The sequence below is a fragment of the Secundilactobacillus collinoides DSM 20515 = JCM 1123 genome (assembly GCF_001435975.1).
GTDB classification, from domain to species: Bacteria; Bacillota; Bacilli; order Lactobacillales; family Lactobacillaceae; genus Secundilactobacillus; species Secundilactobacillus collinoides.
Map to the genome: position 1 here is coordinate 10,799 of NZ_AYYR01000019.1, position 20,293 is coordinate 31,091.

Genomic DNA, 20,293 nt, shown 5'->3' on the forward strand with positions numbered 1-20,293 from the left:
CTCCCTTATTCATAGAATTCGATCGATTACTACCGGGAAAGCATCGTGACTTCAAAAATCACAAAACACGATCGCTTATATCTATATTAACAAAAGTCGAATAATCATTCAGCAATTTATTACGTAACTTATGATGAGTGTAAACTGGTTTAGGGTTTCTTAAGAAACAGAGTGCGGAGGCAGACGGTTAGAGAGCGGAGCGTAAGTAACTTTCGGTTTGAAATCCCGGTTTTGGATTTCAGACCGGAAGTTGCTTACGCGGGAGCTCTCTGCCTGCCGGAGCACGTTTCGGCACGGTAAGAACAAAGTCCCATGTAAATCGGGCCTTTTACTAGTGTAAAATTAAGAAACAGAGTGCGGAAGGAAGCGGTTTGGGGGCGGCGTGTAAGGGCAACTGACTGGAAATCCCGAACTTGGATTTCCGGTCAGTTGTCCTTACACATTAGCCTCCAGCTTCCTGGAGCACGTTTCGGCACGGTAAATATAGATTTCCAATTCTACCAAGCCTTCAAACAAAGCGTGAAAAGCAGTCATTTCAGCTATGACCCCAAAACCAAGTCGCCAAAGCAACGCTGTCTCAGAAACACTCTGCGTACCGTGGACATCACCAGCGACCTCAAAAATTTAAGAGGCAGAACCAAAATCTCCCCTCTCATCACCCAACCTATCTTAAACTACGTCACAGCATAACGAAAGGTGCGAAATAAGATTTCTAATCCCAACGATTAATCATCAGGGTCTAAGTGCATCCGCAACGTGACTTGTAACGCCCAAAACTAAATCATCAAAAAAGATAATTCTTATCTATTCGATGCACTCAATGCGTCAGTCATAAGTATCGCAATCACAACTAATCCAGTCATGTCAGCAATTCCATACCATAGTTTGCACCGTCAGGCTTAAACTTAACTAAAAAAATAAGAACTGACTTTGGATTCGTCAGTTCTTATTTTAATCTTTTTATTCGAGATTTGTTATTTATTTTTTCGTAACAAAGTTGCTTACGTTCAACCCTTAAAGCGACTGACCCACACGCTTACTTGTAGTTAGGTGCCGCCTTAGTCAATTGAACATCATGTGGATGAGATTCAATCAGGCCAGCGTTTGAGATGCGGACAAATTGAGCCTTCTTGATCAGTGAAGCAACGTTTGCGGCACCGGTGTAACCCATGCCTGAACGTAAGCCGCCAATCATTTGGAAGATGATGTCATCGACAGAACCCTTGTATTCAACGCGGGCTTCAATACCTTCTGGCACCAATTTGTTGGCTTCACTCACGCCACCTTGGAAGTAACGGTCAGCTGAGCCATGTTCCATAGCTGCAACTGAACCCATGCCACGATATGACTTGAACTTCTTGCCATCGTCTTCGAATACTTCACCAGGAGCTTCATCAGTCCCTGAAAGCATTGAGCCGAGCATAACGGCGTTACCGCCAGCAGCCAAGGCCTTAACAATGTCGCCTGAGTACTTGATACCGCCATCAGCAATGATTGGCTTGTTGTACTCATGTGCAGCAGTAGCGGCGTCGTAAATGGCAGTCAGTTGAGGAACACCGACACCGGCAACGACCCGGGTAGTACAGATAGAACCAGGACCGATACCAACTTTAACAACGTCAACGCCGGCATCAAATAATGCTCGAGTACCGTCGCCGGTTGCAACGTTCCCAGCAATTAAAGTTGCTTCTGGGAAGGTCTTACGAATTTCAGCAACCTTACGTAATACTCCGGCTGAATGGCCGTGTGCCGTATCGATGATGATTGCATCGGCACCGGCATCTGACAAGCCTTCAGCACGTTCGAAGGTGTCTGAGGTAACCCCAACAGCTGCGGCAACCAACAAATGGTTGTTTGCGTCAACAGCGGCACGTGGGTTAGCTTCAGCATCCTTGGTAACTGCCTTGACTTTAGCAACTTCAGCAGCTTGAGCTTCTTTGCTCATGTTCTTGTGGATAACACCTAAGCCACCATTGTTGGCCATAGCGATCCCCATTTTTGATTCGGTCACAGTGTCCATGCTGGCACTGAGAAATGGTACGTTCAACTTCAAATTATCGGCTAATTGGATCCGTAAATCGACATCGTTTGGCAACACATGACTTTCCACTGGTATCAGTAAAACATCATCAAATGTAATTCCTTCTTTTGCAAACTTTGTATCCCAATTAGTAGTCATTGAAATAAACGCTCCCTTGTCATATTTTTTTGTATTGCCATTTAATATAACAGGCACTTTCACAAAAAGCAATGTTTCTCATCAAACTGTTATTTTTTTATTCGTGATTTAGCCCTTCATTGCCTGAAATGAACAGTAAATAAATTATGATTCCGAAGATTTGGAACGATTTATCCGCCTATAAACGAAATATTCGGGGTTTCATGTAAGCGTAGTCATCACCCATTTGTGGTGCTTTTTGAGCAAACTAAAAGCACGCTGGCAATTGGTTAGAATCGCAACGTGCTTTTGTTTGTTGAAATTATTGTTTTGTATTTCGGTATAAGTCGCTTTTCACTCGCAATGCATTTTAAGCTTTGCCCGTCTTGGCAACAAAACTGAAATCTGTTTCAGAAGGCTGAAGGTTAAAAGACCGCCCTCAAAAAGCCGCCTGCCACACGCTACCTTCTCTGGGAATTCCCCGTAAAGAATCCTTGGCGAAGGTCGTAATGCTGCTTGACGAACCACGCACCGACACCGGTCAGCACACCTAATACTAACTGTGCCCATGGTGTCATTACTGGGTTCAAGATGCCTGGCAAGTATGCCATGCCGTAGAACAGGACAAGCCATGCCAGTACGAACACGATTGCCAGCAGGATCCGAATCCACAACGACATAGAATGTTTACGTTTTGAATCAAACATCCGTGGAATAGCGGGCAGAGCCAACCCGGCAATCACCCCAGAAAGGATGATGGACGTGATGCCGACTGGCGACCCGTTCTTCTGTGCTGATGGGGAAACGATGTAGAGGATCCCGAACATCAAACTGAAGATGGTAAAGAACCAGAGACCGTTGTAAAGCGCACTTGGCCAGTATGGATCCGGTTCACTGGCGTCTCGCTTTGGTCCCTCGACAATTTCCTTCACACGGGCGTGAACATCCCCACCATATAGATTTTTCGCAGTCTTCCCCGTTTTTTGGCCCTCTTGAAGATCAGCAACCATTTGATTAATGATTTCGGCCTTCTTATCAACGGTCAATTTAGGCTGTTCCTGCAAAGCTTGATTAAAGCGGTACATGTAATCGGCATTTCGCTTAGTTAAGCCGATGTTATCAAAGACGGCGCGCTCACTTTTGGCGGCAGAGTTGCGGTCTTGATGGACGTCAGCATTTCGATTACGCTGCTGAGCGCCCGCGTTGCGTGGTTCGTTATCACTCACGTTAGTTTCCTCCTTGGCTAGAGTGCGGAAGCAGGCGTTTAGAGAGCGGAGCGTAAGTAACTTTCGGTTTGAAATCCCGATTTTGGATTTCAGACCGGAAGTTGCTTATGCAGGAGCTCTCTGCCTGCTGGAGCACGTTTCGGCACGGTAAAATAAAAAGTAGAGTGCGGAGGAAAGCGGTTGGGGGGCGGAGTGTAAGACACTTTGGGCCGAAAAGTCCGGTTCTGACTTTTTGGACCGAAGTGCCTTACGCGGTAGCCCCCTGCTTTCCGGAGCACGTTTTGGCACGGTAAAATAAAAAGTAGAGTGCGGAGGAAAGCGGTTGGGGGCGGAGCAGAAGCGACTTTCGGCAGAAATTCCTGAACTTGGAATTTTTGCCGGAAGTTGCTTCTGCAGTAGCCCCCTGCTTTCCGGAGCACGTTTCGACACGGTAAAATAAAAAGTAGAGTGCGGAGGAAAGCGGTTGGGGGCGGAGTGTAAGGCACTTTGGGCCGAAAAGTCCGGTTCTGACTTTTTGGACCGAAGTGCCTTACGCGGTAGCCCCCTGCTTTCCGGAGCACGTTTCGGCACGGTAAAATAAAAAGTACTGTGTAAATTGGTTCTTTAGTTCATCTAAATATAAACAGCGTAATAGTTAAAAATGCAAGGCTAGTGAAAATTAAACCCCAATGCTAGAGTGCAGACTGAACTTTACAGGCAAATCGTTAAAATCTTTAGTTCCGTCTTTCTTTGCCACCCAGCCAAAACGTGTTCCGCAAGGCAAGGGGCTCCTGCATAAGGGACTTTGGCCCAAAAAGGCAAACCCGGCCTTTTTCGGCCAAAGTCAGCGCTTCTTTTCCACCCAGCTAAAACGTGTTCCGCAAGGCAAGGGGCTCCTGCATAAGGGGCTTTGGCCCAAAAAGGCAAACCCGGCCTTTTTCGGCCAAAGTCCCTTATGCTCCGCCCCTAAACGCCTTGCTGCACACTCTTACACATTAAACCTAAACTCCACAATATCTCCATCCTGCATCACATAATCCTTACCTTCAACTCGCAGCTTCCCAGCTTCCTTGACCTTGGCCTCTGATTCTAGGTCATCCAAGGCATCAAAGGCCATCACTTCGGCACGGATAAAGCCGCGTTCGAAGTCCGAGTGAATAATGCCGGCTGCTTGAGGAGCCTTTGTGCCTTCTTTAAAGGTCCAAGCACGAGTCTCCTTGCCACCAGCCGTGAAGAAGGTTTGCAGGCCTAAGAGGTGATAAGAAGCACGAATAAGACGATTTAAACCAGGTTCCTCAACGCCCTCGGCTTCAAGGAAGTCCTTCTTTTCGTCAGCATCGAGTTCAGCAATCTCTTCTTCAGCTTCGGCAGCAACGCCAATGGCTTCGGCGCCTTCCTTAGCAGCGTAATCTTGGATCGGTTTGAAATACTTAGAGGCTTCCGGATCCGCCATGTCGTCTTCAGCAATGTTGGCCACGTACAGCACTGGTTTGCTAGTCAGCAAGAATAAGCCCTTAACGATTGGTTGTTCGTCTTCAGTAAAGTCAATGCTCCGAACGCCCTTACCAGCTTCCAGAACGGGTTTGATTTTTTCCAAAACAGCCAGTTCAGCCTTGGCTTCTTTGTCGTTTCCCTTGGCGGCCCGTTGAACCTTAGCCAGCCGCTTGTCAACGGCATCTAAGTCAGCGAGACCAAGTTCCAAGTTAATGGTCTCGATATCATCGATGGGATCGATCTTCCCCGAAACGTGGGTGATGTTATCATCGTCAAAGGCACGAACAACGTGCACGATGGCGTCGACCTGACGAATGTTTTCCAAGAACTTGTTTCCAAGTCCTTCACCCTTGCTGGCACCCTTCACGATTCCGGCAATGTCGGTAAATTCGAAGGTTGTTGGCACGACTTTCTTGGCTGGAATGAGTTCCTGGATCCGGTCCAAGCGCTTATCTGGCACTTCAACCATCCCAACGTTGGGGTCGATGGTAGCAAATGGGTAGTTGGCCATTTCGGCACCAGCGTTGGTAATCGCGTTAAATAGGGTTGACTTGCCGACGTTCGGCAGGCCGACGATTCCTGCAGTTAATGACATAGTTTAAATTCACGCTTCCTTATAGATTTAATATGGTTATTGCGCGTCCTGGTCGGCTTTCTCCAGAACTTTTTTGAGTTTCTTTTCAAATTCGCGGCGGGACAGCATCACAATGTGGCCGCACCCGGTACACTTGATTTTGATATCCGCACCCATCCGAATGATCTGCCAGCGGTTAACACCACATGGATGCGGTTTTTTCATTTCGACAATATCGCCAAAATCGTACATAAAATCACCCTCATTTGCTAGTCTAAATGAACGTCTAAAATGTCTAAGATGCGGTTCAGATCATCGTCAGAGAGGTATTCAATTTCAATACGGCCCTGACCTTCTTTATTTTCGTTAATGGAAACTTGCGTGCCAAACTTTTCCTGCATGGCGTTTTCACCCGCGCGCAGGTACGGTGACTTCTGCTTGGTGCGCTTCTTTGGTTTTTCAGCAGCCTGCCCGTTCATTTTGTCGACGACGCTTTCCAGCGCCCGAACAGTCATTTTGCCATCAGCGGCGCGGTTAGCAAGGCTGACCATGTGGCTGCGATCCTTCAGTGACAACAAAGTCCGCGCTTGTCCCATGGACAGCCGTTTCTTCTGCAGTAGTTCCTTGACCTGTTTTGGCAAGCCGAGCAAACGCAGGTAGTTGGCGATGTATGGCCGACTCTTTCCCAAACGTTTCGAGACTTCGTTTTGCGTCAGCTTGAGGTTGGTCATCAGCATTTCGTATGCTTCAGCCTCTTCAAGCGGTGTTAAATCCTCACGCTGCAAGTTTTCCAGTACAGCAATTTCCATCATCTGGGACTCACTGACTTCCCGAATGATTGCCGGAATTGTGTCATTTTCAACCATTTTTGACGCCCGGAAACGACGTTCACCCGCGAGAATTTCGTAGCGGGTGACTTCGGGGTCCGGCTGACGCACGATGATTGGCTGGAAAACGCCAGACTTCTTGATGGATCGTGCCAGGTCCTTCAGCGCTGCCGTGTCAAACTTCTGGCGTGGCTGATAAGGGTTGGGCCGAATCTGTTCCAACTTAATATCAACGACTGTTTCGGCCTCGGGATCGACGCTGTTATCTGCAAACAGCGCTTCGATACCGCGCCCTAAGCCTTTATTATTTTTGTTTGCCATGAGCAGCTGCCACTTCCTTTGCGAGTTCGGTATAAACGATTGCACCAGTTGATTTTGCGTCGTAGTCCATGATTGGCACCCCGTGACTTGGGGCTTCTGAAAGCCGCACGTTACGAGGAATGATGGTCTTGTAAACTTTATCCTTGAAGTACTTCTTCACTTCGTCGTTGACTTGGTGTCCCAGTTTAGTCCGGGCATCGAACATGGTCAATAAAACGCCCTCGATCTTTAAATCGGGGTTGAAGTGTTTTCTAACCAGTTGAATCGTGTTCAACAGTTGGCTGAGCCCTTCCAAAGCGTAGTATTCGCTTTGAACCGGAATCAGAATTGAGTTGCTGGCCGTAAAGGCGTTGATGGTCAACAGTCCCAGCGAAGGCGGACAATCGATCAAAATGAAATCGTAGTCGTCGCCAATCGTTTTTACAGCGTCTAACAGCCGGGTCTCCCGCGCAATCTGAGAAGTCAATTCAATTTCGGCGCCAGACAGTTGAATCGTGGCTGGCGCAATATCTAAGTCTTTATGTGTCGTATGCAGGATAACATCTTTGATTGGTTCTTCGTTAACCAAAACGTCATAGATATCCTTAGTAATTGACGATTTAGCGATTCCCACCCCACTGGTGGCGTTCCCCTGCGCATCGATATCGATAATGAGGACCCGGTTGCCCAGATTGGCTAAACCAGCGCCGAGGTTAACGCCTGTGGTCGTTTTACCAACGCCGCCTTTTTGGTTTGCAAGCGCAATTATATCTGCCATTGGTTAGTTGTCACTCCTTTATGATTTCTTGATGATGTCAATGGTGATGCGGTAGTGGTCATCGCCGTCTTCTTCCGAGGTTTGAACCTGAAGACCAGCATCCGTCACCATTTTCACTGACTCACGAATCGTATTGACTGCCACCCTGGTGTCCGCTGAAACGGAGTGCAAGGTCGGTTTCGGTTTGGCCTTGGCCTTTGACCGCTGAATCAGCCGTTCGGCATCTTTCACGGTCAGATGGTCGGTTTCGATCCGCTTCAGCAGTTTTTCCTGCTGTTTATCGGTCACTGCAAGCAACGCCCGCCCGTGTCGTTCACTGATTTCGTGTTTCATCATGGCATCCTGTACTGGCTGGCTGAGTTTCAGCAACCGAAGTTTGTTGGCCACGAAGGACTGACTCTTGCCGATCTCCTTGGCTAACGATGCCTGGGTCAGATGATTGAGTTTCATCAGTGACCGGTAAGCCTGAGCTTCCTCAATTGGTGAGAGCCCTTCCCGTTGCAGGTTTTCAATCAGTGCCAGTGACGCGGTCTCGTCGTCTGACAGGGTCTCGATAATGGCCGGAACTTCCTGCCAGTGCAGTGAATTTATCGCCCGAAACCGGCGTTCTCCGGCAATGATCTCATACTTTTTGTCCTCGTACTCCCGCAACACGATCGGCTGCAGCAGACCGTGATCCGCAATGGTCTGCGCCAGTTCTTCGATGCCCCGTTCGTCAAACACTTGCCGCGGCTGAAACCGGTTAGGCACAATCGTGTTCACCGGAACCATGACGACGTTTTGTTTGACCGTTTCATCACTGTTATCTTCCTTATTCGAATTGTTTCTGCCAAATAATGAAAAACCCATGACGACTCTCCCTCCAATACCTAGGAAGTGTTGTTAAATACTTGTTCAGCGGCCCGTTAATGAAAACGATATCCCGCTGACTTTAAAAACACGTTATGGCTAGGTGAAATAGCATTCCTCTGCCCTGTTGCACAGGTCGCGCTGTCAGTTATGTTGCCGCCCCGACCATCGATCTACGGTCAATGGCGAAGTTAGGCTTCGCCCAATGGTTCCTTGTTCGGGGTTCCCGCCTTGCGCGGAAAGCGTTTCGGCGTGATTTTTGGCTTATCGATCACCACAATGTGACGACCGTCGCCTGATTCAGGCAGTGTAAAGTCGTAGTCCGCAGTGAGCTTACCGCCAAGTAACGCAATGGCCTTAGCCCCCTGGTCCAGTTCCGTTTCGGTCTGGGCAGCTTTAAGCGCCACAAACTTGCCATGCACTTTGACCAGCGGCAGACAGAGCTCACTCAGCACGCTCATCCGGGCAACGGCACGTGCCGTCACGATATCATAGGATTCGCGATGCTCAGAACGCTTGCCGCCGAACTCTTCGGCACGGGCGTGAAACACCTGCACACCGTCTAATCCTAATGTGTCGACTAACGTTTCCAGAAATTTGATTCGCTTATTCAACGAATCCACGATGGTGATTTTCAGGTTAGGAAACGCGATCTTCAATGGAATCGACGGGAAACCGGCCCCGGCACCCACGTCGCACAACGTGAGCGGCTCGGTGCGCAGTTCTGGTATGTAAAATGCTGGTGTCAACGAATCAAAGAAATGCTTTAAGTACACGTCGGAACGTTCTGTGATCGTTGTCAGGTTCAAATGTTTATTGGTCTCCACCAGTAACTCATAGTACTGGTCAAACTGTGTCATTTGGGCATCGCTCAACGTGATGTCATGCGCGGCCAACGCCGTTTGAAATTGGCTATCGTTCATTAATTTTTCTCCACCTTTTTCTGTGAAACAACGATGTTTCACGTCCCGTTCTACTTTACCTTAATTCCCTACGACATGCAACCGGCTCAGCAGTGTTTCTCCCGCTTCTGGCCTTAACCAGTTCGTTTTTTATTATACTAGAAATTTGTGCTCGGTGGAAACGGTTCGCGATAATTTTCTGCTGTTTTTGGCGGCGAGGATTTGAGCATTATTCGGCCCGCTCCATGAGGCTAACATAGTGCAAGTGCCAGAACCACACTGCAGACATTATCGAAACGATTGCCAAGTATGCCCTGTCACAATTTTAGTCAATTTATCTGTCACTATCACTGCGACAAACAGCGCCCATTATACAATGAAACGCAGCGATAGTAACCGATAAGTCGAAATCCGTTAGTGCCATGTTTGCTGCGCAAGTCTCATGAGGCAGCTTCCAGTGCTGATGTATTTGAATAAATGCTATTAGTTAAGCATTTTGCAGTAGTTGTTTTGGATGCCATCCGCCAAACATCTCTAGGTCATGTCTGAGTGCACTATCGTGACAAAAGATTTTGACTCATCGATCTGTGACGACAGCCTTCTCAGAAAAAACCTGAAGCGCAACACCATTTCCATTGAACAAAAATAACCTGACGACTACCTGTGAAATGTAAACTTTTCAGCCTCAATATAAGCATCAACAGAAGAATCAACACCCAATGTTGCCCACTCAATATTGAAACGTATCTAACCCTAGTTCAAAGCAAAGAACTATCTATATTGAATGAGGCAGTCGAGGGCAGATTCTCTACGAACTAGTTTTGACTGCATTTCAATTGTTAACAAATTGAGACAGTTGTTTCAAAGCGAGTGGAAGGGCGTGATTTGGCAGGGTGTTGTAGTGCCGATGACGCCAGAGTACGGCATGCAACACGCCCTATCCATCCTCACCCGAAACCAATCATGACACAAAACATTACCGAAAATCCAACGAAAAAAGGCCAGACCCAAAAAGCGTCCAGCCTAATTCCGGTATAGTTTTGCGTTTCAATGCAGCAGTTAGTTATTTGTTAATTGCAGTGACTTCTTCAATGAACCACTTGTTGAATTCAGCAGCGTCAATGTCGACACAGACAGAAGCGTTGGTCTTGCCATCGTGGTAAGCACCACGAATGTCACCAACAGTTTCGCCCATTGCTGGCCCTTCAGTTTGAATGTCGACCCACATGTCTTCGGTGGTGATGGCTTCTGGGTGCAGCAGGTAGAAGATGGTGTTGACGTCGTGCATGGCAATGCCGGCATCGGAGTTGTCGCCATCGTGGATGATGATGTCGTGCAGCATCTTTCCAGTCTCGTTCAGCGTTGGCAGCTTCTCGATGCTTTCGTGTGTCAGCAAAGCCTTCATGGTGATGTCCAAACCAACCATGACGATCGGCACACCCGAATTGTAAACGATGCGGGCTGCGTGCGGGTCAGTGAAGACGTTGAATTCAGCGGCGGAGGTCATGTTCCCCTTGCCTAATGAACCGCCCATGGCAACGATTTTTTCGATGTTGTCCTTAACTTCTGGGTATTCAGAGAACAATAACGCAATGTTGGTGTATGAGCCGGTTGGGACGAGGATGATTTTTTCATCACTGCCCAAAATAGCGTCACGCAAAGCTTCAACAGCGCTCTTGGCCATTGGCTTTGGCAAATCAGTTGGGAAGTCGTAACCAGGCATTCCGGATTCGCCGTGAATTCGAGCAGCGTCTTCAAATGGCTTGATCAGCGGTTGTTTGGCACCGGCGGCAACAGGCACATCAACGTTGAAGAAGCGAACGAGCTTCAAAGCGTTGATGGTGGTCTTGTCCACCGTGACGTTCCCGGCAACCGTGGTGATCAGTTGCAGGTCAATTTGTGGGTCGTTGACCGCCATGGTGATGGCGGCAGCGTCGTCGATACCTGGGTCAGTGTCCATGATAATTTTGTATGTCATTGAAAATTCCTCCAGTTTTTATAATAGGTAACTTTTGGTAACTTCTTTAATGGGTGTTTGCCGCTTAATGGGCGCGCACCTTACGCTACAAAATAGCGCTTAACACCAAATCAATGAGAAACAGTCCGCCAAGCAGATACATCGGTCCGCGAACGCTGCGACCGTCTCCCGAAACAACACGAAGGATCGGGTAGAAAACGAATCCGAAGGCCAATCCCGTGGAAATACTGTTAGTCATCGGAATCAGTACAACGATGAGAAACGCTGGAAACCAGGCGGCAAAGTCGCTCATGTCGATGTTGCCAATGCTCTCCATCATGATGGCACCGGTGATGATAATGACCGGCGCGATGGCCGCTTGGGGCACATAGCTCAGCAGCGGCACGAAGAACATGGACACGGCAAATAATATCCCGGCCGTGATCGACATGATACCCGTCCGGCCACCAGATTCAATGCCCGATGCACTTTCAGCCGCAGCAACGGTGGGACTTGTCCCAAGCATGCCGGAAAGAAAGGCCGTCACGGAACTCGCCTGAAACGACTTCTTGAATTTGCGTTTATCTGGCAGCACACCCTGCAGCAGACCCATGGACTCAAACACGAGAATCATGGTCATAGAGAAGGCGGCCAGTATGAACGGAATCGTTAGTGCTTGACTAAAATCACCCTTCAGCAAGATGTTGTGGTACCGGCTTAGTTGAGAGAGGTGAACGGAAATACTGTCGTTGTCACGGATTCCGAAAAGAATCCCGATAACTGTCGTGACAACAATGCCGATCAGAAACCCACCCGTGACGTTTCGCTGGTACAAGATCACACTCAGTAACAGGCCAAAGATAGCGAGTAGACAAGCGGGTGACGTCAGGTTCCCAAGTGAGATCAGGGATGATTTGCCACGGACAATCAGGCCCGCTTTTTCCAACCCAATTTCAACTAAGAACAGCCCGATTCCCGCCGTGATGCCGCTTTTCAGCGAGCCCGGAATGGCTTCTGCCAGCACGTCCGCAAGTTTGGTGAACGCCACCAGCATGTACACCACGCTGGCAACCATGGAAATTGCCACGGCAACCTGCCACGACATGCCCATGGTGACAACGATGGTGTAGGTAAAGAACGCGTTGACCCCCATCCCCGGGGTGAGGATGATTGGCGCGTTGGCAAAGAGTCCCATAATGAGGCAGCCAACCACCGAACTGATGATTGTGGCAAACACACTGAGATCAGTGGGAATGCCCGCATCCTTGAGAATCACCGGGTTGACGATAATGATGTAAGAAATCGCAAAGAATCCGGTGAATCCAGCGATGATCTCCCGTTTCAGCAAATCTTTTTGTGTCCAAACTTGCCGAAGCGACAGTTGATTCTGAACATTAGCTTGTTGCGAAAATTTCATAAAAACTCCCTATCCTTTATTGTCGCGAAGACAGATAATGATTGGGCATTGCAACTCCAAACAATCCAGCGAAGGTCAGGGTAACGACCAGGGTTGAGGGTTGGGGAGCTGGGTTTCAGCAGTGGTAGAGTGTGGAGAGAGGCGGTTAGGGGGCGGAGTACAAGGTACTTTGGTCGGAAAAGTCCGGGCCTGACTTTTCTGACCGAAGTGCCTTGTACAGTAGCTCCCTGCCTCTCGGAACACGTTTCGGCAATGCAGCCAAAAAGCGAACCCAAAAGATGCTAGGCAAAAAACCAAACCCAAACACCATCATCCACAAGCACCCACTGTTTCGGCACCCGAGAAACAAAGCAAGCGACCAATAGTAAAGGCCCCTCACCAAAGACAATAGCCCAGTTCGATAGGAAATTCCACCGAGCTGGGCTATTCGCGGTTTTAAATGTTCATTAACTTGTATTTGAGACTTGATGGTTCGTGGTAATAAAGTACATTCGCTATTTGAGCGCGTCACCTGGCAGCCATCACAGCAGTGTCAGCACAGTCTGTGCGCTAAACACCTGATACTGAGCGTATCGCAGCCGAAAGCCGATAAGCTGTCGGCGGATTCTCAGCAAACTAGATTTGACTGCGTTTCAGTCCCTTGAAATTGGCGCAACGATACTCGTCGTGAGCCTCAGGCCAAATTCTTGCAGGCAACAGACTCGAAAGCAAATTGCGTTTTACCAAACAAACAATCCAACAAGACCAGCAGAAAGCAGTGATACCAAGATACCAGATAACAGCATGTAACCAACGTTCTTAGAGATCAAGTTGTTAGACTCCTTGTCAGCAAGACCCTTGAAGGCCCCGATGATCATACCAGTGGTACTGAAGTTAGCAAATGAAGTCAAGAAGACAGTCAGTTGTGCTTGGTAATGGGCACCATACATACTTACGTTGTGAATCGTTGGGGCAATCTTACCCATAACAACGAATTCGTTGGTGACCAGCTTAGTCCCCATGTATTGGGCGAACTGGAAGGCGTCGTGCACGTCCAGACCCATTAACCATGCAAATGGGAACATAATGATCCCGAGGATGTGTTCCAGTGACAGCCATGGGTTGAACAGGCCGAGAATCTTATCGATCAACGCTGCTAAGGCAACGAAGGCGATAACGTTGGCGGCGATGATCAAGATCAAACGGCCGGCACCCAAGATTGAATCGCCCAAGAATGAGAAGAATGGTTCCTTCTTGCCGTTGTCCATTTCGGCTTCTTCAGCAGACGAGCTGCCGCCGATTTGTGCAATGGTATCTTCTTCAGGTTCAACCTTAACTGGATTCAAGATGTTGGTCACGATGATGGCGTTCAAAATGTTCAACGGAATAGCCGTCAAAACATAGTTCCCGGGCACCATCTGAGTATATGCCCCAACAATCGAGGCAGTGATACATGACATCGACATCATGGCCAAAGTAACGTTACGTTCTGCCCGCATCGTTTCGATTTGGAGACGTGAAACGGCTAAGGCTTCAGTGTTCCCCAAGAACATCATTTCAACGGAGAAGAATGATTCGAACTTTGGTTGACCAGTGATCTTAGACAGACCGCGACCGATCCATTTGATGGCCCATGGCAGGAAGCCAATGTAGGTCAAGATATCAAACAGCGGCACGATCAGCAGGATAGGCAGCAGTGAACTAGTAACGAAGTTCATTGACTTTGCGGTCCCACCATATGCTGGGGTAACCCAGTTAGGCAGCGCAAAGTTGATCCCGGTGTAGGCCACTTGGACTAACCAGTTGAATCCGTCGGCAGCTGCTTTAACAGCGTCACGGCCCCAACTAAAGCTGGTTAAGATCCAGGCGATGAATAAGTTCAAAACAAAAACGATCCCAGTAGACTTCCAGTTAATTTCTTTCTTCTTCTTTGAGAAGAGGAATGCGATTCCAAGGTAAACCAGCACCCCAATTATGTTGACGATCAAGTACATCGACAATATACCCTCTTTCTGAATTTTGCGGCTAACCCCTTAACGCGAGGTAAGTTCCACTAAAAACGAATGTCCCTGGGAAGTCCTTTGCCGATGGAAATTCATTTCAATAGTTGCGGATATGTCGGCCAGCGTACGCCGAATACCAAGTGCTCTGCCGGTATTTTGATCATTAATAAAACAGAATAATGGCACATACTCACGTGTCAAACGACCAAATGAAGGATCAATTGCCTGCGTTGACGTTACAATCAATAACGTGTTAGGCAGCAACTGTTGACTGAGCTGATATAGCTTAGTATCAATGTCTTGCAGCCACTGACGGTATTCAGCAACGCGCGAATGAAGCGCGAGCTGGGTGCCTTCAGTCAGCAAAACGTACGTGATGCCTTGACCTGCAGCCTCAATGTCCTGCGATACAGCAGTCGCTGGATTGAGTGCGGTGTCAAGTGCGGCCTGGTCATTTGAGGCGTTAATGACCGGATGCGCAAACTGGTGAATCGAATCGGTGCTAATCAGGTGAACGGCTAAACCAGAAGACGTCTGCTTGTTCAACCACGCATTGACGCTCCCCTGAAAGAGTTCGTCAATACCGCTGACGGCGTTCCAGTCAGGTGCAGCAACGTGCACCCGGCCGAAGAACCCTGCTGGCGAGTCAGTGGCGGCGATGCCAGCAACCGGGTTGTTATCCCGTAAGTTGCCAAGGCCCCACTGGCCAAACGCGGTTAAGTTAAGCAGCTCCTGACCGGTCGTTAGATGACCGAGCGTATCGGCACCAACCGCATTAAAGCGGTTAGCTTCCGGCGCTTCGCCGATTCCAAGCGACGCAAGGTCGACTACCACAACCTGTTGAAATGGTGTTTCCATGCGATAAAATCACTCCCACTCATTCGTATTAGCTCTCGAATTAAAGCGTAAGCCTACTCAAATAGTACAGTTTTTTCTGAAAGCCGACAATGGCTTTCAGAAAATAAGTCAGTTAACCGATTTAACGATTGCATAAATGACGTTCTGTCGCTTACACAACACTCGATTTCCTGTTAAAACAACGCTTTTAACAAGAGAAAAGGATTCACTAGTTGACGAATTCAACCAGTAAATCCTTTTACAAACAAGAAAAATGCCCATATTCTTCTTGTCGCCCCTGCCAAGGAACTTCATTATAGCGCTCCAGCAACTGGTTGACGAGTATTAAACTGACTTTTTGCGAAAAAATAAGACTCAAGATGAGGTATGATGACTTTCGCCCTGAGCCCTATGAAGCTTTGGAAGAGACTTGGTTAAACCAGAAGACCCGTTTTGTAAACATTAAATTAATGGTCTATCGCCTCAAATACTTTAATTTCCAACGGCTGTCGTGATCTTCTATCAAATTTTTGATCATCGTTTCAAATCACCGTTCGTTGGATGGCAAATCTAGAATCTTTGCATCCCATGAACTCGACTCATTACGTTCCAAAGGTCTTATTTAGGACCATCACGTAAACTCAGCCTACATCACATTCGAACCCTTTGTAACCCCTAAGCTGATATCACTAAATCTAAGATATTCGCACGTTTTAGCAGAAACGCTAAGCTGAAACAGATATTCAATTAGGTTGTTACTTTAAAGACTTAGGTGGCTAGCGTTCGTTAGGAATCCACGATTTAAACTTGGTGAACATTTAAAACCTTGTCAAAACACTATTGGGATCAAACTCGGAACTAGTTTTCTTTCGTTTGTACCAATCATTCACTCGACTTACAAAACGGATCAAATCAACTTCATAATCGGTGTTACTCATGGAAACGTCCTGGTTTGTATTCCTTATCTCTTCCACGGTTATATAATACCATGTTTTGTAATCGGTTACAACTACTTTGAACCAAGTTTTATCCGCGTCACACCGGCCTTGTTCATAGAAGAGCAAACTACGAATGTTTCCGATGAACTTTATTTCAATCATGCCAGAACAAACGTAAATTCAAGGTGTTCAATTCTTTTTCGTCCGGATTGTTGTTGAAACTTTTTCGCAAAGATCACGTGATTTTGTTTTTTTCAAAAAAGTCTTGCTGAATAATGCTGGCAAGTCTATGATTGGCAAAAACGAAATCAGGCTATGTATTATGACTTCTAGCAATGAACAACGTCCAGCCCTTGTGGTTTTGGACATGATCGCGATTGCCCAGTTTTTAGGCAAGCACGTTTTCAGAACCATCGATTCAGCAACTTTTGATCAGGCAATTTCGCGAAACAACGCGCTTATTTCAGCCTTTTCGGCGAAGGGACTGCCTGTCTTTATTATGAATTTGGAACTCACTGGGCTTCTGAAAAGCTTTAACGGACGGCTCTTTCGACCACTGCTCTCTAATGAAGCATTGGCCGCAGGAACTGTGTTAGCAAAACACGGGCCGAGCGGTTTTGCGCAATCCGAACTCTATGAACGACTAACTGCGCAGAACATCAATGCGCTTTATGTCACTGGATTTAGTACCGATAACGCTGTTAAGAAGACCGTTGCTGACGCTGAGCAGTTGGGATTCGAGGCTGTCGTGGTTAAAGATGCTTCTCTGGCACGGAATTCTGAGTTGCAGGCGCAGATGATTCGAGACTTTGATGAAGTGATCTCTGCTGAACGATTGTTGCGAGAATTGGAATAGGCGTTTAGTTGGGAGGGGTGCCTTTGGGCGCTCTTTTTTTGTGCAGGTTGAGAAGGTTCACATGGTTTCTTTGCTGCGTCTGTTAATGATTCTTTTTTGCATTTCTGATTTAGGCTCTCTAGCCTAAACTTGTATCACGGGTCAAACAGGTGATGTTGAGGCTTGGAGGTGCGTTCTTGCAATGTTTTTATTTTTCTTTATTTCTATGTTTCTGAATTTCTATGTTTCTGAATTTTTATGTTTCTGTATTTCTGTATTTCTAAATCTCTATATTTCGTTATTTCTAAATTTCTCTGTTTTTATATTTCCAAATATGCCAAAGGCTCTTTTTAATTCCTCACTTATGCTATCTAGCGTAAACGTGCGCTACGGGGCAAGGAGTTGCACATAAGCGGACTCTGACGAAAATTCCTGGCCCGGGAATTTATGTCAGAGTCCGCTTATGCTCCACTCCTTAACCGCCCCTGGTTTTGCACTCTACAAAAAAACACACCCCACCGGAAACTGCTAGGATGCATTCTTTGCGGGCGCTTTAGTAGGTCCGCTTACGGCTGGTGTGTGAGCGTGATTGCAATTTGGTTGTCTGTTTGGAGGAAGGCCTCATTGCAAAAAAGGCGTTTCTATTGTTTGTGTTGTAGAACGTGATTCACACCGACTATGTTGTAACACATTTCTTATGCAATGACCAAGGTTTAGTTCAACAATTTTAAAAAAAGCTGCAAGTCAGTACTCTGCCAGTCACAAATTCAGCTGATATAAGCGTGAATCGCGGTCCGGGTACACGTAATTCGCGTGCAGCTGGTCTTTCGTAATCTGAACAAACCCCTGTTTTTCATAAAAATAATGAGACCGTTCCTCCCCTTCCGGCGTGTCCAGAACGATCCTGTTATAACCGTTTGTTTGTGCAAAGACGATAAACGTCTCATAGAGTTGCCTGCCTAATCGTTCGGGTTGACCGCGGTACTTTGGGTAAGTGAAGAACTTTTTGAGAACTGCAGTGTGGGCGTCGATGGGGAGCAGTGCAATGGTGCCCACGACATCATCGTGGTCAAGTGCAACCCAGAATTCACCACCCTTATCTTGATAATAAGCTTTAATTTGAAACAGATCGTCTTGCTCGGCCATTTTGATGGCAAGATGTGCTTCTTTGTTTTGACAATAATCGATCAGATCAACAATTTGTGCGAGATGGTGCGGGTTTGCTTGGTAGGGTTGAATAAGCATTAGCGGCCTCCTGTTTTTTTCTATAGTGTACAATCAAATCATCTATTTGTATAATTGATAGTAGAAATACTCACTATCGAAATTAATGATGGAGGTGTCACGATGGAAATTCGACAAATGCGCACGTTTAAAACGGTCGCGGAAACGGGCAGTTTTTCGCAAACTGCAACATTGCTGGGGTACACACAGTCGACGGTGTCGGCGCAAATGAAACAGCTGACTGAGGAAGTCGGCACGGATTTGTACAGCTACCAAAAGCGGCAATTCACGTTGACCGATGCGGGGGCACGCTTGTTACCAGCAATCACCACCTTGTTGGTGGATTATGCCCAGGTCAAGACCATTACGGACACGAAACGATTGCGTGGGCACCTAGCCATTGCCGCGCCGGAGTCTCTCACGACGCACCTCTTGCCCGGGATGATTACTCGTTTTCGCCAACAGCATCCGGACGTCACCCTGCAGATTTCAAACGCCACTTGTCTGCATAACGAAGACAAACTCATGCGCGGAGAGGTCGACATTGCCTTTATGATGTGGCCGATGACCGTCAACAATCATTTGGTCGATTACGACCTTGGTTTGCAGGACATGGTCATGGTCAACGGGACAGAGCGACCGTACACATCGTTTTTTCCGGATCATAACGCCACGTTTTTGACCAACGAACCGGAATGCAGTTACCGGACCCAGTTTGAAAATTCCGCTTGGCAACTTCATCAGCGTAAGTTCCCCACCGTTGAACTGGATAGTATCGCTGCCATTAAAGCAATGGTGGCAAGTGGGCTTGGTTTCAGTTACCTGCCTCGTGAAACTGTCGAGGCAGAACTGCACAACCAATATCTTTATGAAATCCCTTCTGATGTGACAAACCGCATCCATGCACATTTGCTCTATCGAAAGGCTGAACAGCAACGAGAACTGATCCAAGCATTCATGCAGGCGGCTGACAACCAATTGCAGAACGCCTAGTTTCTCAGGGAATCAACTATCGAAAGCCATATCTTTATCACTTGATTAATAATAGAAGAAAAAGAAACCGTACGTCAGGTCAATTGACCCGCACGCACGGTTTTCGTTTATCATTTAATTATTTCGTGATGACCTTCGCACCATCCTGCGTCCCTACCACAACCGTCTGGGTCATGTGCAGAAACAGACCATGTTCAACAACACCAGTCATATTGCTCAGTGCATCGGCTAGCGCGTCAGGATCATTAATATGGTCCATATGCAGATCAACGATGATGTTGCCCTCGTCAGTGTAGAAAGTTTCACCGTCCCTTACCCGAATAACCGGGTTATAGCCCAGGTCAGTCAGCCGTTCAACGAGTTGGTGATGGCCGTATGCTAACACTTCGACAGGGAGTGGGAACTTGCCAAGCTGGTCAACCATCTTGGATTCATCCACGATCCATGCCACCTGCTTCGAGTTCACAGCAACCAGTTTTTCCCAGGTTTGGGCACCACCGCCGCCCTTGATACCGTTTAATTCACGGTCAATCTCATCCGCACCGTCAATCGTGATGTCCATCCGATCAACTTCGTCTAAGGACTTGATTGTCATGCCCAAGTTTGCGCCATAGTCCGCAGTCCGTTTTGACGTTGGCACGCCGGTAAAGTGCATGCCGTCGTTTTTAATGCGTTCGCCTAGAGCGTCCAGCAGGTAACGGACAGTGGTTCCCGTTCCCAAACCAACGATCATGCCGTCTTCAACGAGTTCAGCAGCCTTGTAGCCAGCGATTTTCTTGAGTTCATCTTGCGTCTTAATGAAGTCCTCCTCATTAGGTAAACCGTTTTTACTAAAGTTACCATTTCCATTAATATAGTATCGATTTATGGCAGTTTTGTCAAGTTGTAAGCGTAACCAATTTCGCTGATATCTTAGGTAAACTTGTTTACTAGTAACCCAGTAACTATTTTCTTTTTAGGTTGAGAAAATAAAAAAACCATCTGGTATGCTTTGACAGGCCCGGGATGACTTAGTTGTCTTGT

16 protein-coding genes are annotated in these 20,293 nt (G+C 47.4%); 2 read left to right on the top strand and 14 right to left on the bottom strand.

From position 1 onward, the window contains the following. Positions 1 to 1,036 precede the first annotated feature (1,036 nt). From guaB to FC82_RS04645, 12 genes are all read right to left on the bottom strand, one after another. Positions 1,037 to 2,179 (bottom strand): IMP dehydrogenase, encoded by a 1,143-nt coding sequence (gene guaB / locus FC82_RS04585; RefSeq protein ID WP_056996331.1) that lies wholly within the window; start codon positions 2,177 to 2,179, stop codon positions 1,037 to 1,039. A 440-nt stretch (positions 2,180 to 2,619) separates the two neighbouring features. Beyond that, the gene (locus FC82_RS04590) at positions 2,620 to 3,384 is read right to left on the bottom strand and encodes a DUF1129 family protein (protein WP_056996332.1); all 765 of its coding nucleotides are present in this window, start codon (positions 3,382 to 3,384) and stop codon (positions 2,620 to 2,622) included. Positions 3,385 to 4,351: 967 nt separating this feature from the next. Beyond that, positions 4,352 to 5,452: a redox-regulated ATPase YchF gene (gene ychF, locus FC82_RS04600; RefSeq protein ID WP_056996333.1), complete on the bottom strand. Its 1,101-nt coding sequence runs from the start codon at positions 5,450 to 5,452 to the stop codon at positions 4,352 to 4,354. A gap of 36 nt (positions 5,453 to 5,488) precedes the next feature. Then, complete coding sequence (locus FC82_RS04605) at positions 5,489 to 5,683, bottom strand: DUF951 domain-containing protein (protein ID WP_056996334.1); 195 nt, start codon at positions 5,681 to 5,683, stop codon at positions 5,489 to 5,491. Between the two features lie 17 nt (positions 5,684 to 5,700). Continuing rightward, complete coding sequence (locus tag FC82_RS04610; RefSeq protein ID WP_056996335.1) at positions 5,701 to 6,579, bottom strand: ParB/RepB/Spo0J family partition protein; 879 nt, start codon at positions 6,577 to 6,579, stop codon at positions 5,701 to 5,703. Beyond that, positions 6,563 to 7,336: a ParA family protein gene (locus FC82_RS04615; RefSeq protein ID WP_054762262.1), complete on the bottom strand. Its 774-nt coding sequence runs from the start codon at positions 7,334 to 7,336 to the stop codon at positions 6,563 to 6,565. The genes FC82_RS04610 and FC82_RS04615 overlap by 17 nt, the downstream gene beginning before the upstream one ends. 18 nt (positions 7,337 to 7,354) lie before the next feature. Beyond that, positions 7,355 to 8,185 (bottom strand): nucleoid occlusion protein, encoded by an 831-nt coding sequence (gene noc / locus FC82_RS04620; protein ID WP_054762260.1) that lies wholly within the window; start codon positions 8,183 to 8,185, stop codon positions 7,355 to 7,357. Positions 8,186 to 8,376: 191 nt separating this feature from the next. Next, positions 8,377 to 9,108, bottom strand: coding sequence for a 16S rRNA (guanine(527)-N(7))-methyltransferase RsmG (gene rsmG, locus FC82_RS04625; protein WP_056996336.1), 732 nt, complete (start codon positions 9,106 to 9,108; stop codon positions 8,377 to 8,379). A gap of 1,042 nt (positions 9,109 to 10,150) precedes the next feature. Then, a complete protein-coding gene (gene rihC, locus FC82_RS04630; protein ID WP_054762256.1) occupies positions 10,151 to 11,065 on the bottom strand; it encodes a ribonucleoside hydrolase RihC in 915 nt (304 codons plus the stop codon). An 85-nt stretch (positions 11,066 to 11,150) separates the two neighbouring features. Next, positions 11,151 to 12,461 (bottom strand): NCS2 family permease, encoded by a 1,311-nt coding sequence (locus FC82_RS04635; protein WP_056996337.1) that lies wholly within the window; start codon positions 12,459 to 12,461, stop codon positions 11,151 to 11,153. A 719-nt stretch (positions 12,462 to 13,180) separates the two neighbouring features. Further along, positions 13,181 to 14,434, bottom strand: a complete 1,254-nt coding sequence (locus FC82_RS04640) for a NupC/NupG family nucleoside CNT transporter (protein ID WP_056996338.1) — start codon at positions 14,432 to 14,434, stop codon at positions 13,181 to 13,183. A gap of 39 nt (positions 14,435 to 14,473) precedes the next feature. Then, positions 14,474 to 15,301 (bottom strand): alkaline phosphatase family protein, encoded by an 828-nt coding sequence (locus FC82_RS04645; RefSeq protein ID WP_054762254.1) that lies wholly within the window; start codon positions 15,299 to 15,301, stop codon positions 14,474 to 14,476. Positions 15,302 to 16,540: 1,239 nt separating this feature from the next. Here FC82_RS04645 and FC82_RS04655 point away from each other — a divergent pair. Further along, the gene (locus FC82_RS04655; RefSeq protein ID WP_063285719.1) at positions 16,541 to 17,074 is read left to right on the top strand and encodes an isochorismatase family protein; all 534 of its coding nucleotides are present in this window, start codon (positions 16,541 to 16,543) and stop codon (positions 17,072 to 17,074) included. Positions 17,075 to 17,812: 738 nt separating this feature from the next. Here the strand turns inward: FC82_RS04655 and FC82_RS04660 are convergent. Continuing rightward, positions 17,813 to 18,298: a GNAT family N-acetyltransferase gene (locus FC82_RS04660; RefSeq protein WP_054762249.1), complete on the bottom strand. Its 486-nt coding sequence runs from the start codon at positions 18,296 to 18,298 to the stop codon at positions 17,813 to 17,815. Positions 18,299 to 18,400: 102 nt separating this feature from the next. Here FC82_RS04660 and FC82_RS04665 point away from each other — a divergent pair, with 102 nt between their 5' ends. Beyond that, positions 18,401 to 19,270 carry a LysR family transcriptional regulator gene (locus tag FC82_RS04665; protein ID WP_056996340.1) on the top strand — a complete coding sequence of 290 codons (870 nt, stop codon included), beginning with the start codon at positions 18,401 to 18,403 and terminating at the stop codon, positions 19,268 to 19,270. Between the two features lie 118 nt (positions 19,271 to 19,388). Here the strand turns inward: FC82_RS04665 and rpiA are convergent, their stop codons facing one another. Beyond that, a complete protein-coding gene (gene rpiA, locus FC82_RS04670) occupies positions 19,389 to 20,069 on the bottom strand; it encodes a ribose-5-phosphate isomerase RpiA (protein ID WP_056996341.1) in 681 nt (226 codons plus the stop codon). Positions 20,070 to 20,293: the final 224 nt, after the last annotated feature.

What these genes read in the sequence shown, in the direction of transcription:
- FC82_RS04645 (WP_054762254.1), bottom strand. Translation starts at nt 15,301, where the DNA reads ATGGAAACACCATTTCAACAGGTTGTGGTAGTCGACCTTGCGTCGCTT.
- FC82_RS04665 (WP_056996340.1), top strand. Translation starts at nt 18,401, where the DNA reads ATGGAAATTCGACAAATGCGCACGTTTAAAACGGTCGCGGAAACGGGC.
- FC82_RS04610 (WP_056996335.1), bottom strand. Translation starts at nt 6,579, where the DNA reads ATGGCAAACAAAAATAATAAAGGCTTAGGGCGCGGTATCGAAGCGCTG.
- FC82_RS04660 (WP_054762249.1), bottom strand. Translation starts at nt 18,298, where the DNA reads ATGCTTATTCAACCCTACCAAGCAAACCCGCACCATCTCGCACAAATT.
- guaB (WP_056996331.1), bottom strand. Translation starts at nt 2,179, where the DNA reads ATGACTACTAATTGGGATACAAAGTTTGCAAAAGAAGGAATTACATTT.
- FC82_RS04635 (WP_056996337.1), bottom strand. Translation starts at nt 12,461, where the DNA reads ATGAAATTTTCGCAACAAGCTAATGTTCAGAATCAACTGTCGCTTCGG.
- FC82_RS04615 (WP_054762262.1), bottom strand. Translation starts at nt 7,336, where the DNA reads ATGGCAGATATAATTGCGCTTGCAAACCAAAAAGGCGGCGTTGGTAAA.
- FC82_RS04655 (WP_063285719.1), top strand. Translation starts at nt 16,541, where the DNA reads ATGACTTCTAGCAATGAACAACGTCCAGCCCTTGTGGTTTTGGACATG.
- FC82_RS04605 (WP_056996334.1), bottom strand. Translation starts at nt 5,683, where the DNA reads ATGTACGATTTTGGCGATATTGTCGAAATGAAAAAACCGCATCCATGT.
- ychF (WP_056996333.1), bottom strand. Translation starts at nt 5,452, where the DNA reads ATGTCATTAACTGCAGGAATCGTCGGCCTGCCGAACGTCGGCAAGTCA.
- rihC (WP_054762256.1), bottom strand. Translation starts at nt 11,065, where the DNA reads ATGACATACAAAATTATCATGGACACTGACCCAGGTATCGACGACGCT.
- noc (WP_054762260.1), bottom strand. Translation starts at nt 8,185, where the DNA reads ATGGGTTTTTCATTATTTGGCAGAAACAATTCGAATAAGGAAGATAAC.
- rsmG (WP_056996336.1), bottom strand. Translation starts at nt 9,108, where the DNA reads ATGAACGATAGCCAATTTCAAACGGCGTTGGCCGCGCATGACATCACG.
- FC82_RS04640 (WP_056996338.1), bottom strand. Translation starts at nt 14,434, where the DNA reads ATGTACTTGATCGTCAACATAATTGGGGTGCTGGTTTACCTTGGAATC.